General features: G+C 65.7%; 13 protein-coding genes. 1 reads left to right on the forward strand and 12 read right to left on the reverse strand.

What is annotated here, in order from left to right:
- Positions 1-106: 106 nt before the first annotated feature.
- Positions 107-1,042 carry a M23 family metallopeptidase gene (locus AC1DQ3_RS24935; protein WP_477122866.1) on the reverse strand — a complete coding sequence of 312 codons (936 nt, stop codon included), beginning with the start codon at positions 1,040-1,042 and terminating at the stop codon, positions 107-109.
- Positions 1,043-1,132: 90 nt separating this feature from the next.
- Here AC1DQ3_RS24935 and AC1DQ3_RS24940 point away from each other — a divergent pair, with 90 nt between their 5' ends.
- Positions 1,133-1,645, forward strand: a complete 513-nt coding sequence (locus tag AC1DQ3_RS24940) for a hypothetical protein (RefSeq protein ID WP_477122828.1) — start codon at positions 1,133-1,135, stop codon at positions 1,643-1,645.
- A 105-nt stretch (positions 1,646-1,750) separates the two neighbouring features.
- Here the strand turns inward: AC1DQ3_RS24940 and lpxC are convergent, their stop codons facing one another.
- The 11 genes from lpxC to mraY form a co-directional block, all read right to left on the reverse strand.
- Positions 1,751-2,668, reverse strand: a complete 918-nt coding sequence (gene lpxC / locus AC1DQ3_RS24945; protein WP_477122867.1) for a UDP-3-O-acyl-N-acetylglucosamine deacetylase — start codon at positions 2,666-2,668, stop codon at positions 1,751-1,753.
- A gap of 173 nt (positions 2,669-2,841) precedes the next feature.
- A complete protein-coding gene (locus AC1DQ3_RS24950) occupies positions 2,842-3,348 on the reverse strand; it encodes a redoxin family protein (protein WP_477122829.1) in 507 nt (168 codons plus the stop codon).
- A 521-nt stretch (positions 3,349-3,869) separates the two neighbouring features.
- On the reverse strand, positions 3,870-5,093 hold the full coding sequence (gene ftsZ, locus AC1DQ3_RS24955) for a cell division protein FtsZ (protein ID WP_477122830.1): 1,224 nt from the start codon (positions 5,091-5,093) through the stop codon (positions 3,870-3,872).
- A gap of 165 nt (positions 5,094-5,258) precedes the next feature.
- Positions 5,259-6,491 (reverse strand): cell division protein FtsA, encoded by a 1,233-nt coding sequence (gene ftsA / locus AC1DQ3_RS24960; protein ID WP_477122831.1) that lies wholly within the window; start codon positions 6,489-6,491, stop codon positions 5,259-5,261.
- On the reverse strand, positions 6,488-7,402 hold the full coding sequence (locus AC1DQ3_RS24965) for a cell division protein FtsQ/DivIB (protein ID WP_477122832.1): 915 nt from the start codon (positions 7,400-7,402) through the stop codon (positions 6,488-6,490). Before AC1DQ3_RS24965 ends, ftsA begins: the two co-directional genes overlap by 4 nt.
- Before the next feature lie 64 nt (positions 7,403-7,466).
- The gene (locus AC1DQ3_RS24970; protein ID WP_477122833.1) at positions 7,467-8,450 is read right to left on the reverse strand and encodes a D-alanine--D-alanine ligase; all 984 of its coding nucleotides are present in this window, start codon (positions 8,448-8,450) and stop codon (positions 7,467-7,469) included.
- Complete coding sequence (gene murC, locus AC1DQ3_RS24975; protein ID WP_477122834.1) at positions 8,447-9,886, reverse strand: UDP-N-acetylmuramate--L-alanine ligase; 1,440 nt, start codon at positions 9,884-9,886, stop codon at positions 8,447-8,449. Before murC ends, AC1DQ3_RS24970 begins: the two co-directional genes overlap by 4 nt.
- Positions 9,887-9,898: 12 nt before the next feature.
- Positions 9,899-10,969 carry an undecaprenyldiphospho-muramoylpentapeptide beta-N-acetylglucosaminyltransferase gene (gene murG / locus AC1DQ3_RS24980; RefSeq protein WP_477122835.1) on the reverse strand — a complete coding sequence of 357 codons (1,071 nt, stop codon included), beginning with the start codon at positions 10,967-10,969 and terminating at the stop codon, positions 9,899-9,901.
- Positions 10,966-12,207 (reverse strand): putative lipid II flippase FtsW, encoded by a 1,242-nt coding sequence (gene ftsW, locus AC1DQ3_RS24985; protein ID WP_477122836.1) that lies wholly within the window; start codon positions 12,205-12,207, stop codon positions 10,966-10,968. Before ftsW ends, murG begins: the two co-directional genes overlap by 4 nt.
- Positions 12,204-13,727 carry a UDP-N-acetylmuramoyl-L-alanine--D-glutamate ligase gene (murD, locus tag AC1DQ3_RS24990; RefSeq protein WP_477122837.1) on the reverse strand — a complete coding sequence of 508 codons (1,524 nt, stop codon included), beginning with the start codon at positions 13,725-13,727 and terminating at the stop codon, positions 12,204-12,206. Before murD ends, ftsW begins: the two co-directional genes overlap by 4 nt.
- A gap of 53 nt (positions 13,728-13,780) precedes the next feature.
- Positions 13,781-14,950 (reverse strand): phospho-N-acetylmuramoyl-pentapeptide-transferase, encoded by a 1,170-nt coding sequence (mraY, locus tag AC1DQ3_RS24995; protein ID WP_477122838.1) that lies wholly within the window; start codon positions 14,948-14,950, stop codon positions 13,781-13,783.
- Between the last annotated feature and the right edge of the window lie 62 nt (positions 14,951-15,012).

Below are 15,012 nucleotides of genomic sequence, written 5' to 3' on the forward strand. Positions count from 1 at the left end.
GCGCGCGGGTCACGACCGGAACCAAGCGGCGGGCGAAATATCGCACCCCCTGTCCGCAGGCAGCCCGCGCATCCAGTCCTTCCACATCGGGGCGAGCCCCGGTACTTCAACGGATGGCGGTGCGATCAGTCGGCATTGACGCCACGGCTGCCTGCGCCGGTGCCGCTTTAGCCACCGCCAGGAAGCGATCGGGATTCTGCGGGGTGCCGTCCACATGCACCTCGAAATGCAGATGCGCGCCGGTGGAGCGCCCCGTGGAGCCCACTAGCGCGACCTGCTGGCCGGCCTTGACGAGGTCGCCAGGCTTCACCAGCATCCTGGAAGCGTGCGCGTAGCGCGTCTTGAGACCATTGCCGTGATCGATGTCGATCAGGTTGCCATACTCGGGATGCCACTCCGCCGCCACCACCACGCCGCCGGCCGCCGCGACGATCGGAGTGCCGGCGGGCGCGGCGAAATCGACGCCCTCATGCAGTGTGCGGCGCCCGGTAAAGGGATCGAAGCGCCAGCCGAAGCCCGACGCATCATAGCCGGCCGCGACCGGCAGCACGCGCGGAATGCGGCGATCCTCGATCCGGCGATCCAGCAGGGTGCTGGCCACCACATCGAAATAGTCCGCATGCCGCTCGGCCTGTTCCGACAGCCTGGCCAGCGCGAGCTGCAGCTCCGTCAGGCTCGAGGTGTGCGACTGCGCCGCGGGCGCGAGGCCGCCACGGCCGGGCGGTTGCTGGAAGTTGAATTCCTTCGGTGCGATGCCGGCAAGCCCCGAAACCCGCTCGCCAAGCGCGTCCAGCCGCACCATGCGGGCCTGGATCTCGCCCACGCGCGCGGCCAGGACATTGAGGTTGGCGCGCAGGTAGGCATCGCCGTCCGGCGCCTGCTGCGGCGCACCAAGGCCTGAGCGCGCCGCGATCCAGGTCAGCGCCGACGAGACCAGCGCGACAAGCAGGCACAGCAGCACGATGCAGGCGAAGACCTTCCCGCGTGACAAGGTGAAATGGCGCACGCGCGGCAGGCGCGGATGAAGCACGATGATCTGCAGGATGCAACTCCTTCGCTGGCACGGCACCGGCAATGCAGCCGAGGCGCATAAGCCGCCGCGCTGACGCCAGCGGCACGCTAGAATGCGCGCATGCGCATGTTTACCCATTACGCCCTCCAGACGGCCGCAGCCAAGCCGCTCAATGACTGGCTGGACAAAGCCGGCCCGGTCTCGGCCCTGATGCAGACGGCGCGGGAACTGGCGGTACTGGAAGCTGAAGTGCTGTCCCTCCTGCCACGCGGACTGCAGGACGGCATTGCTGTCGCTGGTGTCAAGCAGGACGCCCGCGGGATCGGCCAAGGCCAATCGGAGCGAACCTTGCTGTTGCTTGCAGCCCATGGCGCGGCAGCGGCACGCGTTCGACAAGTGGTGCCTACACTACTTTCCAGGCTGCAACAGCGAGGGTCGCAGATTACCGCAATCCGCGTGAGGGTACAACCCGAGGTCGGCCGGCAGAGTGACTGGGACACCGGGCCGTTGGTCAAGCCCAAGGTGGCCCGGATGTCGGCCACCGGCTTGTCCAGCCTGACCCAGCTGGCCCAGGAACTGCCCGAGTCGCCGTTGCGCGATGCCCTGAATACGCTGTTGTCGCACCACCGCTAAGGGCGAACCTCCCTGTCCACGCGCGCCTCCCCGACGCAAAAAAGCCGGCCTGCGGGCCGGCTTTCATTTGGGGCCGGCAGCGTGGCCCCGGACTGCCCTCCAGCGTCAGGCGAACGCCGGCTGCAACTGCGGCAGGAACGCCGGGGGCGCATCCTCGACGCGGTCGAACGTCACTATCTCGTACGCTTCCTGGTCCGCCAGCAAGGCCCGCAACAGCTGGTTGTTCAGCCCGTGCCCGGACTTGTTGGCGATATAGGCGCCAATCAACGGATGCCCGACCACATACAGGTCACCGATCGCATCGAGGATCTTGTGGCGGACGAACTCGTCGCCATAGCGCAGCTCCTCGTTGTTCAGCATCCGGTGCTCGTCGAGCACGATGGCGTTATCCAGGCTGCCGCCGCGTGCCAGCCCCATCTCCCGCAACGCCTCGACTTCATGGGCGAAGCCGAAAGTCCGGGCGCGGGCAATCTCGCGCACGTAGCTGGTGTCGGCAAAATCGATGGAGAATGTCTGGCCGGTCTTGTCCACCGCCGGATGGCGGAAATCGATGGTGAAAGCCAGCTTGAAGCCGAAATAAGGCTCCAGACGCGCCAGCTTGTCGGCTTCGCGGACTTCCACGGCCTTTTTCACGCGGATAAAACGCTTGGGCCCGGATTGCTGCTCGATTTCGGCGGACTGCAGCAGGAAGACGAAGGACGCGGCGCTGCCGTCCATGATCGGGATTTCCTCGGCGTCGACATCCACGTACAGGTTGTCGATGCCAAGACCCGCGCAGGCGGACATCAAATGTTCCACGGTCGACACGCGCGCGCCATCCTTCTGCAGGACCGACGCCAGACGCGTGTCGCCAATGGCTAGCGTGTCCGCGCGGATCTCGACCGCTTCGGGCAGGTCGACGCGGGTGAATACGATGCCGGTATCTACCGGGGCCGGGCGCAGCGTCAGCGTCACTTTACGACCCGAGTGCAAGCCTATGCCAACGGTCTTGACCAGGGATTTGATGGTGCGCTGTTTGAGCATAACGATCTCAGCCATTATTAAAATCTATCGAATGCACTTTCTAATACAGCGATTTTACCACCACTACGTTTGGTGCGCTGCATCACTTTGTTTCGGTGTGTTATTCCCAGGAAATAAAGCGAAATAAGCGACAAGAAAATCACTTGGAAGTGTACCGATGACACATTCCCGTATTAAGCGCGCAACGCCGCCAGTACCGCTTCAGCACTGCTGACCTTGAATTCGCCAGGCGCTTCGAGCCACAGGTGGGTGACCACGCCATCGTCGAGCACCATGGCGTAGCGCTTGGAGCGTACGCCCATGCCGCGCCCGGTCAGGTCTTGCTCCAGGCCCAGCCGGCGCGTCCACTCGGCGCTGCCATCGGCCATCATCCGCACCTTGCCGGCGGTGTTCTGCTCGCGGCCCCAGGCGCCCATGACAAAGGCGTCGTTCACCGACACGCACCAGACCTCGTCGACGCCGGCCGCGCGCAGCGCCTCGGCCTGCGCCACATAGCCCGGCACATGCCTGGCGGAGCAGGTAGGGGTGAAGGCGCCCGGCAGGCCAAACACCACGATCTTGCGGCCACGCGCGAGTTCGGCAACCGAGAAGGCATTGGGCCCGAGGGTGCAGCCGCCGGCTTCCACTTCAAAAAATTCGTTCAGCGTGGCGTCGGGCACACGCGCTCCAATGGCGATCATGCTGTGTCTTCCTGTCTCGGCAAAAACCCTGTTTAGCATCATAGTGCGCCCACCGCGGGTGCCCAAGCCGGACACCGCCCGAATACATCGTCGAAATTGTCCGACATGACCGGGAGACTGGCGGGTGGAGGCGGCCTTTACGGCACCAGGCTCAAGGCCTCAAGGCCTCAAGACCTCAAGACCTCAAGACCTCAAGACCTCAAGACCTCAAGACCTCAAGGGCTCCGGGCGACGCTGCTTTTTCAAAATGGATCCGCGCACCGATCTTGCGATCGGCGCGCGGACGACGGCACATCCCGGCCGGGATGGCGGGAGACCAGTCCGGGGAGGCGGCCGGAGGCACGCCTGTCCCGGCGACGGGATGCGACCTGAGAGCGTCAGCGCGGGTGCGGCATGACCGAGCGGGTCAGTCCGCCACCACCGGGGCGCAACACGAGCGGATAGGGAGCGCTAGCGTGTTTCGCTGGTCCGGGGTCGCGGCCTGACTGCGGCCGGCCTTGCCCACACCCTGCCGAGCCAACTCAGTCCGCCTGCTTGCGCAGGAAGGCCGGGATGTCGTACGTATCCACACCCTTTTCCTGCAGCGCCGCCACGTGAGCCGATGCAGACTCGCGCGAGCTGCGCCATACCGCCGGCGTGTCCAGGTTGCTGTAGTCGGGCGCGTTGCTGTGGCCGTGGCCGTGGCCGTGACCGTGACCGTGGCCGACGTTGTTGGTCATGTTGCCCATCATCTGCACCGGCATGTTGTCGGTACCGGTCTTGAGCAGGGTCATCGGCTGTTGCTTCTTGGCCGAGCGGCCCAGGCCCGTGGCCACCACCGTCACGCGCAGCGCGTCGCCCATGGCGTCGTCATACACCGTGCCGAAGATCACGGTGGCATCTTCCGCGGCATAGCTGCGGATGGTGTTCATGACTTCCTTGGTTTCCGACAGCTTGAGCGAACGGCTGGCCGTGATGTTGACCAGCACKCCGCGCGCACCCGACAGGTCCACACCCTCCAGCAGCGGGCTGGCAACAGCCTGCTCGGCCGCCAGGCGGGCGCGGTCCACGCCCGACACKGTGGCCGTGCCCATCATGGCCTTGCCCTGCTCGCCCATGACCGTCTTCACGTCTTCGAAGTCGACGTTCACCAGGCCATCGACATTGATGATCTCGGCGATACCGGCAACCGCGTTGTGCAGCACGTCGTCGGCGCACTGGAAGCACTTGTCCATCTCGGCGTCGTCGCCCATCACTTCGAACAGCTTCTCGTTGAGCACCACGATCAGCGAATCGACGCAGGACTCCAGCTCGCCCGAGCCGGCTTCCGCCACCTTGGCGCGGCGCGCGCCTTCGAACTCGAAGGGCTTGCTGACCACGCCCACGGTCAGGATGCCCATTTCCTTGGCAACCTGGGCCACGATGGGAGCGGCGCCGGTACCGGTGCCGCCGCCCATGCCGGCAGTGATGAAGACCATGTGCGCACCGCGCAGCGAGTCGGCGATCTGCTCGCGCGCCTGCTCTGCGCAGTTACGGCCCACCTCCGGCTTGGCGCCGGCGCCCAGGCCAGTGTTGCCGAGCTGCAGCACACGCGAGGCACTGGAGCGCTTGAGCGCCTGCGCATCGGTGTTCATGCAGATAAATTCGACCCCTTGCACGCCACGGCTGATCATGTGCTGCACAGCGTTACCGCCCGCGCCGCCCACGCCAATCACCTTGATGATGGTGCCGTCCTGCAACTCCGTCTCGATCATGTCAAAGTCCATCACTGCCTCCAAGAAGTATCAGCCGCCAAACGCTGCAGCCTCCCCGCCGCAACCCTTGGTTACTGAACAAGAAACCATCAAAAGAAAACTGCCTGTTTAACGGCCCGTCCGCAATGACGTGGACAGGCCGCCTTTCACTCAAGTGCAAACCAAACGCCGGCAAGCTCAGAAATTGCCGACGAACCATTCCTTCATGCGCGTCCACACCTGCTTGACCGAGCCGCTCTGCACCGCGACCTTGCGGCCTCGCATGCGTTGCACGCGACCTTCGAGCAGCAGTCCCATTACGGTCGAATAGCGCGGACTCTTGACTACTTCATGCAAATTTCCGCGATATTCCGGCACGCCGACCCGAACCGGTTTGAGGAAGATGTCCTCGCCCAGTTCCACCATGCCCGGCATCATCGCCGTGCCGCCGGTAATCACGACACCGGACGACAGCAATTCTTCGTAGCCCGACTCGCGCACCACCTGGTGCACCAGCGAGTACAACTCCTCGATACGCGGCTCGATCACCGCCGCCAGCGCCTGGCGCGATAGCGAGCGCGTGCCGCGGTCGCCCACGCCGGGAACCTCGATCATGTCGTCCGGATCGGCGATGGCCTGCTTGGCAATGCCGTACTGGATCTTGACGTCCTCGGCATCGGGCGTGGGCGTGCGCAGCGCCATGGCGATGTCGTTGGTGATCTGGTCGCCGGCGATGGGGATCACGGCCGTATGCCGGATCGCGCCTTCGCTGAAGATAGCGATATCGGTGGTGCCGCCGCCGATGTCGACCAGCACCACGCCGAGTTCCCTCTCGTCCTCGGTCAGCACTGCCAGGCTCGACGCCAGCGGCTGCAGGATCAGGTCGTGCACCTCCAGCCCGCATCGGCGCACGCACTTGACGATGTTCTGCGCCGCGCTGACCGCACCGGTGACGATGTGCACCTTCACTTCCAGCCGGATGCCGCTCATCCCGATCGGCTCGCGCACGTCTTCCTGGCCGTCGATGATAAATTCCTGCGTGAGGATGTGCAGGATCTGCTGGTCGGTCGGGATATTGACCGCCTTGGCAGTCTCGATCACCCGGGCCACGTCGGTCTGGGTGACCTCCTTGTCCTTGATCGCCACCATGCCGCTGGAATTGAAGCTGCGGATATGGCTGCCGGCAATGCCGGTGAACACCTCGGAAATCTTGCAATCGGCCATCAGTTCAGCCTCTTCCAGCGCACGCTGGATGGACTGCACGGTGGCCTCGATATTGACCACGACCCCTTTCTTCAGACCCTTGGACTCTGACTGGCCCATCCCGATCACTTCATAGCTGCCGTCGGGGCGCAACTCCGCCACGACCGCGGCCACCTTGGAAGTGCCGATATCGAGACCGACCAGTAGGTCCTTGTATTCCTTGCTCATCGGTTTTTCTCCGCGTTCTTGCTCTTGAGTCGCGTCGGTTTGTTAATCGGATTGGTACTGGTAGTTGTGCTGGTGCTGGTGCTGGTGCTTGTACTGGTGCTGGTCCCGGCGGCCTTCGCCTTGGCGGCCGCCGCTGCCTGGGCATCGGTCAGGAACCGCACGTTGGCCGCGCGGATGGCGAACCCGTTGGGGTAGCGCAGGTCCGCGTATTCGATCTGCTTGCCCCACTGCTCGGTGACCTGGGGCCAGGCCACGACGAAGCGCTTGACGCGCTGTACCATGGCGTCGCGCTCCTCGTCGTTCTGTTCGCGCCCAAGCTCCACCACCATGCCGTTGGACAATTTCGCGCGCCACGCATAGCGCGACGACAGCGTGACCGCCAGCGGCTCGACCTTGAGCGGCTTGAACCATTCGCGCATGGTCTCCAGCTTGTCCACCACGTCGCCTTCGCTGTCCGGTGGGCCGTCGAGCGCGAGCAACTGGGCATCTTCCTCGGCTTCCGCCGGATTGGCGACGAAAACTTCGCCATACGTGTTGATCAGGCGCCCACTGTCGGCATTGCCCCACGTACCGAGCGCTTCGTGCTCCTCGACCTCGACCGCCAGCCCGTTGGGCCATTCACGCCGGACGCTGGCGCGGCGCACCCAGGGCACCGACTCGAAGATCTGCCGCGCCTCGTTGAGATCGAGCGTGAAAAAGCTGCCCGAGAGCTTGCCCAGCGCGTTGGCGCGAACGCTCGGCGCATTGACATGTCGCAGGGAGCCGCCTTCCATCGCCGCCACCTGGACGTGCGTGATGGCGAACACCGGCCGCTGCGCCAGCCATAGCAGGCCGGCCGCGAACGCCATCACCACCACCAGCGCGTAGAGCGTGGAGGCGATGAGGTTGAGCAGGCGAGTGTTGTGCCACATGGCTTAGCCGTGTTCCGGTTCCGGTCTGTCGGGTTTCAGTGTCTGTTCCATGCTGGTTCAGTGCTCAATCGGGTTTCCAGGCTTCGCTGGGATGCAGGTCCAGCGTGGCGGCCGCGGTCACCTGCATGACGAAATCCTCGTAGCTGATGCCCACCGCGCGCGCCGCCATCGGCACCAGCGAATGACCGGTCATGCCGGGCGACGTATTCATCTCGAGCAGGAAAGACTTGCCGTGCGCGTCCAGCATCACATCGGCGCGCGCCCAGCCGCGGCAACCGAGCACGCGGAAGGATTGCACCGCCAGGCGCCGGACTTCGGCTTCCACTTCGTCCGGCAGGCCCGACGGGCACAGATATTGGGTATCGTCAGTAAAGTACTTGTTTTGATAGTCGTAATTGGCGCCGGGCGCGACGATGCGGATCACCGGCAGTGCCTCGGCACTGGCGCCCTCCCCCACGATCGGGCAGGTCAGCTCCGCGCCGTCGATGAACGTCTCGGCGATGACGTCGTTGTCCAGCGCCGCGGCCTTTTCGAAGGCGGCACGTATCTGGCCCGCTTCGGTCACCTTGCTCAGGCCGATCGACGAACCCTCGCGCGCCGGCTTGACGATGAGCGGCAGGCCCAGGTCGGCGGCGACGGCGTCGAAATCGGTATCGGCATGCAGCATCGCAAAGCGCGGCGTGGGCAGCCCGTGGGTCATCCACAGGCGCTTGGTGGCCTGCTTGTCCATCGCCAGCGCGGAAGCCAGCACGCCGCTGCCGGTGTAGGGCACGCCCAGTTGTTCCAGCAGGCCCTGGATGGTGCCGTCCTCGCCGTAGCGGCCGTGCAGGGCGATAAAGACGCGATCGAAGCCGGCCGTGGCCAGTTCGGCCACCGACTGCAGGCCCGGATCGAAGGCATGGGCATCGACGCCGCGCGAGCGCAGCGCAGACAGCACGCCATTGCCCGACAGCAGCGAGATCTCGCGCTCGGCGGAACGGCCGCCGAGCAGCACGCCGACCTTGCCGAGCGATTTGGGATCGATATTGGGATGGGCGACGAAGCTCATGCCTGACCCCCAGCCTGTTGCGAAACCAGTTGTCCGGGCACGGTGCCGATCGTGCCGGCCCCCATTGTCACCACCACGTCGCCGGGCCGGGCGGCATTCAGGATAGCCTGCGGCATGTCGTCGATCTGCTCCACAAAAACGGGTTCAACCTTGCCTGCCACGCGCAGCGCGCGGGTCAGCGCGCGGCCGTCGGCGGCCACGATCGGGGCTTCGCCGGCGGCATAGACCTCGGCCAGCAACAGCGCATCCACGGTGCCCAGCACCTTGATGAAATCCTCGAAGCAATCCCGCGTGCGGGTAAAGCGGTGCGGCTGGAACGCCAGCACCAGCCGGCGCCCGGGGAACGCGCCGCGCGCCGCGGCCAGCGTTGCCGCCATCTCGACCGGGTGATGGCCGTAGTCGTCGACCAGCGTGAAGGTGCCTTCGGTCTTCGTCTCGCCCTGCGCATCGGTGCTGACGCAGGCCACTTCGCCATAGCGCTGGAAGCGGCGTCCCACCCCGTGGAACTCGCGCAGCGCCTTGACGATGGCGGCGTCGGGCACTTCCAGCTCGGTCGCAATGGCGATCGCTGCCAGCGCGTTCTGGACGTTGTGCATGCCGGGCAGGTTCAGCACCACGTCCAGCGGCGCCTCGGCATGGCCGTTGAGCTGGCGCAGCACGGTGAAGTGCATCTGGCCGTCGACCGCACGCGCATTGACCGCGCGAATCTGGGCGTCCTCGGCAAAGCCGTAGCGCACGATCGGCTTGGACACGAAGGGCATGATCTCGCGCACGTTGGGGTCATCCGCGCACAGCACCGCGATACCGTAGAACGGCAGGCGCTGGGTGAATTCCACGAACGCCTGCTTGAGCCGGGCGAAATCGTGCCCGTAGGTGTCCATGTGGTCGGCATCGATGTTGGTAATGACCTCGATCACCGGGAACAGGTTCAGGAACGAGGCATCCGACTCGTCGGCCTCGGCCACGATGAAGTCGCCCGTGCCCAGGCGCGCGTTGGCGCCTGCCGAATTCAACCGGCCGCCGATCACGAAGGTGGGATCGAGCCCGCCTTCGGCCAGCACCGACGCCACCAGGCTGGTGGTGGTGGTCTTGCCATGGGTGCCGGCGATGGCCACGCCCTGCTTCAGGCGCATCAGCTCGGCCAGCATCACCGCGCGCGGCACCACCGGGATGCGCTTGGCGCGCGCGGCCAGAACCTCGGGGTTGTCGTTGCCAACCGCGGTGGACACCACCACCGCGTTGGCGCCGTTGATATTGGCGGCGTCGTGGCCGTGCATCACGGTCGCGCCCAGCGACGCCAGGCGGCGCGTGGCGGCATTGCTGCCCACGTCGGACCCAGTGACCTTATAGCCCTGGTTCAACAGGACCTCGGCGATGCCGCTCATGCCGGCGCCGCCGATGCCTACGAAGTGGATGTTCTTGACGATGTGCTTCATGAATCCGTTGTATCAATCCCTGGCCATCTGGCTGCAGATCTCCGCCACGCGCCGGGTAGCTTCCGGCTTGGCCAGACCGCGCGCCTGATGCGCCATCTCTTTGAGTCGGGTCCGCGATAGCGAGGCCAGCGTCTGCGCCAACCCGCTCGCGGTCAGATCGTTCTGTTGGACCAGCAAGGCGGCGTCCTGGCTCGACAGGAATTTCGCATTGGTGGTCTGGTGGTCATCGACCGCATGCGGGAACGGCACGAACAGTGCCGCCACGCCTGCCGCCGCCACCTCCGACACGGTCATCGCGCCCGCGCGGCAGATCACTAGATCCGCCTCAGCGTAGGCCGCTGCCATGTCGTCGATAAAGGGCAATGCTTCCGCCGTGACGCCGGCGGCCTGGTAGTTGGCGCGCAGCGTGTCGATCTGCCTGGCGCCGGCCTGGTGCCTGACAAGCGGGCGCTCGCCCTCCGGCAACAGCGCCAGCGCCTTGGGCACGACGTCGTTGAGCGCTGCCGCGCCCAGGCTGCCACCCACCACCAGCAGCCGCAACGGCCCGCTGCGGCTGTCGTAGCGCTGCTCGGGCGCCAGCATCCGCGCGACTTCGTCGCGCACCGGGTTGCCGGTCCACTCGCTGTCCGGCAGTGCGTTCGGGAAGGCGCACAGCACCCGGTCCGCGACCTTGGCCAGCACCTTGTTGGCCAGCCCGGCAATCGAGTTCTGCTCGTGCAGCACCAGCGGCCGGCCCAGCAGCGAGGCCATCATGCCGGCGGGGAAGGTGATATAGCCGCCCATGCCCAGCACCACGTCGGGCCGCACCCGGCGCAGCGCCTGCAGGCTCTGCCAGAAGGCGCGCAGCAGGTTCAGCGGCAGCAGCAGCTTGGTCAGCGGACCCTTGCCGCGCAGGCCGCCGAACTGGATGAACTCCATCGGGATGTCGTACTTGGGCACCAGCGTGGCTTCCATGCCGGTCCGGTTGCCAAGCCACACGACACGCCAGCCCTGCTCGCGCAATGCGCGCGCGACCGCCAGCCCGGGGAAGACGTGCCCCCCGGTGCCGCCAGCCATCACGAGCAAGGTGCGCGGTGCGGTCATACCTTCCCTCCGCGCATCATCACGCGATTCTCATAGTCGATACGCAGCAGGATCGCCAGGCCCACGCAGTTCATGAAAATGCCCGAGCCGCCGTAGCTCACCAGCGGCAGTGTCAGCCCCTTGGTGGGCAGCAGGCCCAGGTTCACGCCCATATTGATAAAGGTCTGCCAGCCGATCCAGATGCCGACGCCCTTGGCCACCAGGCCGGCAAAGGTGCGGTCGAGCTGCAAGGCGGTGCGGCCGATCTCGAAGGCGCGGCGCACCATCCAGTAGAACAGCACGATCACCACCAGCACGCCCACGAAGCCGAATTCCTCGCCAATCACGGCGAGGATGAAGTCGGTATGGGCTTCGGGCAGGTAGTGCAGTTTCTCGATACTGCCGCCCAGCCCGACCCCGGTCCACTCGCCGCGCCCGAAGGCGATCAGCGAATGCGTGAGCTGGTACGCCTTGCCGAGCGCATTGCTCTCTTCCCACGGGTTGAGATAGGCAAAGATCCGCTCGCGCCGCCATGGCGACGCCGTGATCAGCAGCGCGAAGGCGCCCACCGCCACGCCGACCAGGCCGGCGAACAGCTTGCCGTTGATGCCACCCAGGAACAGGATGCCCATGGCCACCGTGGCCACCACCAGGAAGGCGCCCATGTCGGGCTCCAGCAGCAGCAGCATGCCCACCACCACCACGGCCACGCCCATCGGCAGGAAGCCCTTGCCCACGTTCTGCATCCACTCCTGCTTGCGCACGGTGTAGTTGGCGGTGTACAGCACCACCGCCAGCTTCATGAACTCGGACGGCTGGAAGTTCATGATGCCGAGCGGAATCCAGCGCCGCGCGCCGTTCACGCCCTTGCCGACGAAGGGCACCAGCACGACGATCAGCATCACCAGCGCGATCACGAACAGCTTGGGCGCGTACTTGTCCCAGAACTTGACCGGGATCTGGAACGCCAGCAAGCCCATGGACAGTCCGATGAACAGCGCGAACGCGTGCCGTGCGAGGAAGTGGCTTTCGCGGTAGTTGGCGTAGCGCGGCGAGTCAGGCAGCGCGATCGAGGCCGAGAACACCATCACCAGGCCAAGCGCGAGCAGCACGATCGCCACCCACAGCAGCGGCTGGTCGTACTCCATCATGCGCGAGCGCGTCGGCTTGACGCCGGACACCGCATCGCGCAATCCGCCCCAGGCGTTGCCGATGGTCGCGCCGATAAAGCCGCTGCGCTTGACCTGTCCGTCGCTCATGGCACGATCCCCCGGGACATCGCCAGTTCTTCCACCGCGGCGCGAAAGACTTCGGCGCGGTGCACATAGTTACGGAACATGTCGAGGCTGGCACAGGCCGGCGACATCAGCACCGCGTCGCCGCCCTGCGCCGCACTGGCGGCGAGGGTGACTGCCTGCTCCAGCGTGGCCGCGTCGACCAGCGTGACGCCGGCATCCTGCAGCGCGCGGCGCAGCTCGCCGGCATCCTTGCCGATCAGCACCACGGCGCGCGCGTACTGCGCCACCGGCGCGGCCAGCGGCGAGAAATCCTGCCCCTTGCCTTCGCCGCCTGCGATCAGCACCACGCGCTTGTCCAGCCCGGACAGCGCGGCCACGGTGGCGCCCACATTGGTGCCCTTGCTGTCGTCGAAGAACTCGACATCATCAATCGTGGCGACCCACTCCACCCGGTGCGGTTCGCCGCGGTATTCGCGCAGGCCATGCAGCAAGGCATTGAGCGGCAGGTCGATGGCGCGGCACAGCGCCATCGCAGCCATGGCGTTGGCGGCGTTGTGCATGCCGCGGATATGCAGCGCGTCGGCCGGCATCAGGCGCTTGTGGCGCACCGGCACTGCTTCGGCTTCCTCGGCGGCGGCCTTGCGGCGGCGCGGCTTGTTCTCGCCCTCGGCTTCGCTATCGGGCTCCGCCACCACCAGCCACGGCATGCCGCCCTCGCGCAGCACGCCGAAGCTGCCCGGCACTTCGGGCAGGTCGGTGCCGAAGGTCACCGGCGCGGTGCCAGGGCGTGCCATGCCCAGGGTCAGGCTGTCGTTGCGGTTCAGGATCTGCACGCAGCCGGCCTCGCCCGGCGCCGGGGCCGGACCGAAGACACGGGCCTTGGCTGCGGCGTAGGCTTCCATGCCGCCGTGCCAGTCGAGATGGTCCTGGGAGATATTGAGCACCGTGGCGGCATGCGGCGCCAGCGTGTGCGTGGTTTCCAGCTGGAAGCTCGACAGCTCCAGCACCCATACCTCGGGCAGCGTGGCCGACGCGATGCAGGCGGCCAGCTTGTCCAGCGCCGACGGGCTGATATTGCCCGCCACCGCCACGCTCTTGCCGGCGCGCTCCACCAGGCGGCCGGTCAGCGCGGTGGTGGTGGTCTTGCCGTTGGTGCCGGTGATAGCCAGCAGCCTGGGTGCATAGCCCGACTCGGCCTGGAGGTGCGCCAGCGCACGCGCGAACAGCTCGATCTCGCCCCATACTGGAATCCCGCGCTCGCGTGCCGTGGCCAGCAGCGCTGCGGTCGCGCCTTCCAGTGGCGACAGGCCGGGGCTGATGGTCACCAGTTCGATGCCGTCCAGCAGTGCTTGCGTGAAGGGACCGCCATGAAATTCGGCCGAAGGCAGTTCGGCTTGCAGGAAGACCAGGTTGGCAGGGGCCTCGCGCGTGTCGGCAACGCGCACGAGCGCGCCATACTGGCCGCACCAGCGCGCCATCGCCAGGCCCGATTCGCCGAGACCCAGTACCAGCACATGAGGTTTTTGCAACTCGCCAAACACTTCGATTCCCGCCCTTTCTGTTTCTGCGTTGATAGATATAGCGTTGCGCCGGATCAGCGCAACTTGAGCGACGACAGCCCAATGAGCACCAGCAACATGGTGATGATCCAGAAGCGCACCGTCACCTGCGTTTCCTTCCAGCCCGACAATTCAAAGTGGTGATGCAGCGGCGCCATCTTGAACAACCGCCTGCCCTGGCCATAGCGCCGCTTGGTAATCTTGAACCAGCTCACCTGCAGCATCACCGACAGCGTTTCCACCACGAAGATGCCGCCCATCACGAACAGCACGATCTCCTGGCGCACGATCACCGCCACCGTGCCCAGCGCGCCGCCCAGCGCCAGCGCGCCGACGTCGCCCATGAAGACCTGGGCCGGGTGGGCGTTGAACCAGAGGAAGGCCAGGCCCGCCCCCGCCAGCGCCGAACAGAAAATCAACAACTCGCCAGCCCCGGGGATGTGCGGGAACAGCAGGTACTTGCTGTAGACCGAACTCCCCATCACATAGGCAAACACGCCCAGTCCGCTGCCGACCAGCACCACGGGCATGATCACCAACCCGTCCAGGCCGTCGGTCAGGTTCACCGCGTTGCTCGAACCCACGATCACCAGGTAGGTCAGCACGATAAAACCGGCCACGCCCAGCGGATAGCTCACTTCCTTGAAGAAAGGCACGATCAGGTTGGACTTGTACGGCATGTCGAGCGACAGACCGCCTTCGACCCAGCCCAGGAACAGGTCCCACACCCGCACATTGCTGCTTTCCGACACCGAAAACGCCAGGTAGACCGCGGCCACCAGGCCGATCAGGGTCTGCCAGAAAAACTTCTCGCGGCTCGACATGCCGCGCGGATCGCGATAGACCACCTTGCGGTAGTCGTCCACCCAGCCGATCGCGCCGTAGCCAAAGGTCACCAGCATCACGACCCAGATAAAGCGGTTGCCCCAGTCACACCACAGCAACGTGGAGATGGCGATCGACACCAGCACCAGCACGCCGCCCATGGTGGGCGTGCCGGCCTTGACCAGATGCGACTGCGGGCCGATGGTGCGCACCGCCTGGCCGATCTTGAGTTCGGTCAGCTTGCGAATCACCCAGGGCCCAAGGCCGAGCCCGATCAAAAGCGCGGTGAGGTTGGCCATCACCGCGCGGAAGGTCAGGTAGTTGAAGACCCGCAGGAAGCTGTAGTCGTTTTGCAGCCACTGGGCCAGAGCCAATAACATCGTGTTTCCGTATTCCTTTCGACAACCGCCCGGCGGTGCCGGGCTATCAGATTGATTGCGTA

Source organism: Cupriavidus sp. 01T418, from assembly GCF_056398885.1.

Coding starts and splice junctions, on each gene's coding strand:
- AC1DQ3_RS24970 (WP_477122833.1), bottom strand. CDS start 8,450: ATGAGCTTCGTCGCCCATCCCAATATCGATCCCAAATCGCTCGGCAAG.
- ftsW (WP_477122836.1), bottom strand. CDS start 12,207: ATGAGCGACGGACAGGTCAAGCGCAGCGGCTTTATCGGCGCGACCATC.
- AC1DQ3_RS24940 (WP_477122828.1), top strand. CDS start 1,133: ATGCGCATGTTTACCCATTACGCCCTCCAGACGGCCGCAGCCAAGCCG.
- ftsA (WP_477122831.1), bottom strand. CDS start 6,491: ATGAGCAAGGAATACAAGGACCTACTGGTCGGTCTCGATATCGGCACT.
- murG (WP_477122835.1), bottom strand. CDS start 10,969: ATGACCGCACCGCGCACCTTGCTCGTGATGGCTGGCGGCACCGGGGGG.
- AC1DQ3_RS24950 (WP_477122829.1), bottom strand. CDS start 3,348: ATGATCGCCATTGGAGCGCGTGTGCCCGACGCCACGCTGAACGAATTT.
- murC (WP_477122834.1), bottom strand. CDS start 9,886: ATGAAGCACATCGTCAAGAACATCCACTTCGTAGGCATCGGCGGCGCC.
- AC1DQ3_RS24965 (WP_477122832.1), bottom strand. CDS start 7,402: ATGTGGCACAACACTCGCCTGCTCAACCTCATCGCCTCCACGCTCTAC.
- lpxC (WP_477122867.1), bottom strand. CDS start 2,668: ATGCTCAAACAGCGCACCATCAAATCCCTGGTCAAGACCGTTGGCATA.
- mraY (WP_477122838.1), bottom strand. CDS start 14,950: ATGTTATTGGCTCTGGCCCAGTGGCTGCAAAACGACTACAGCTTCCTG.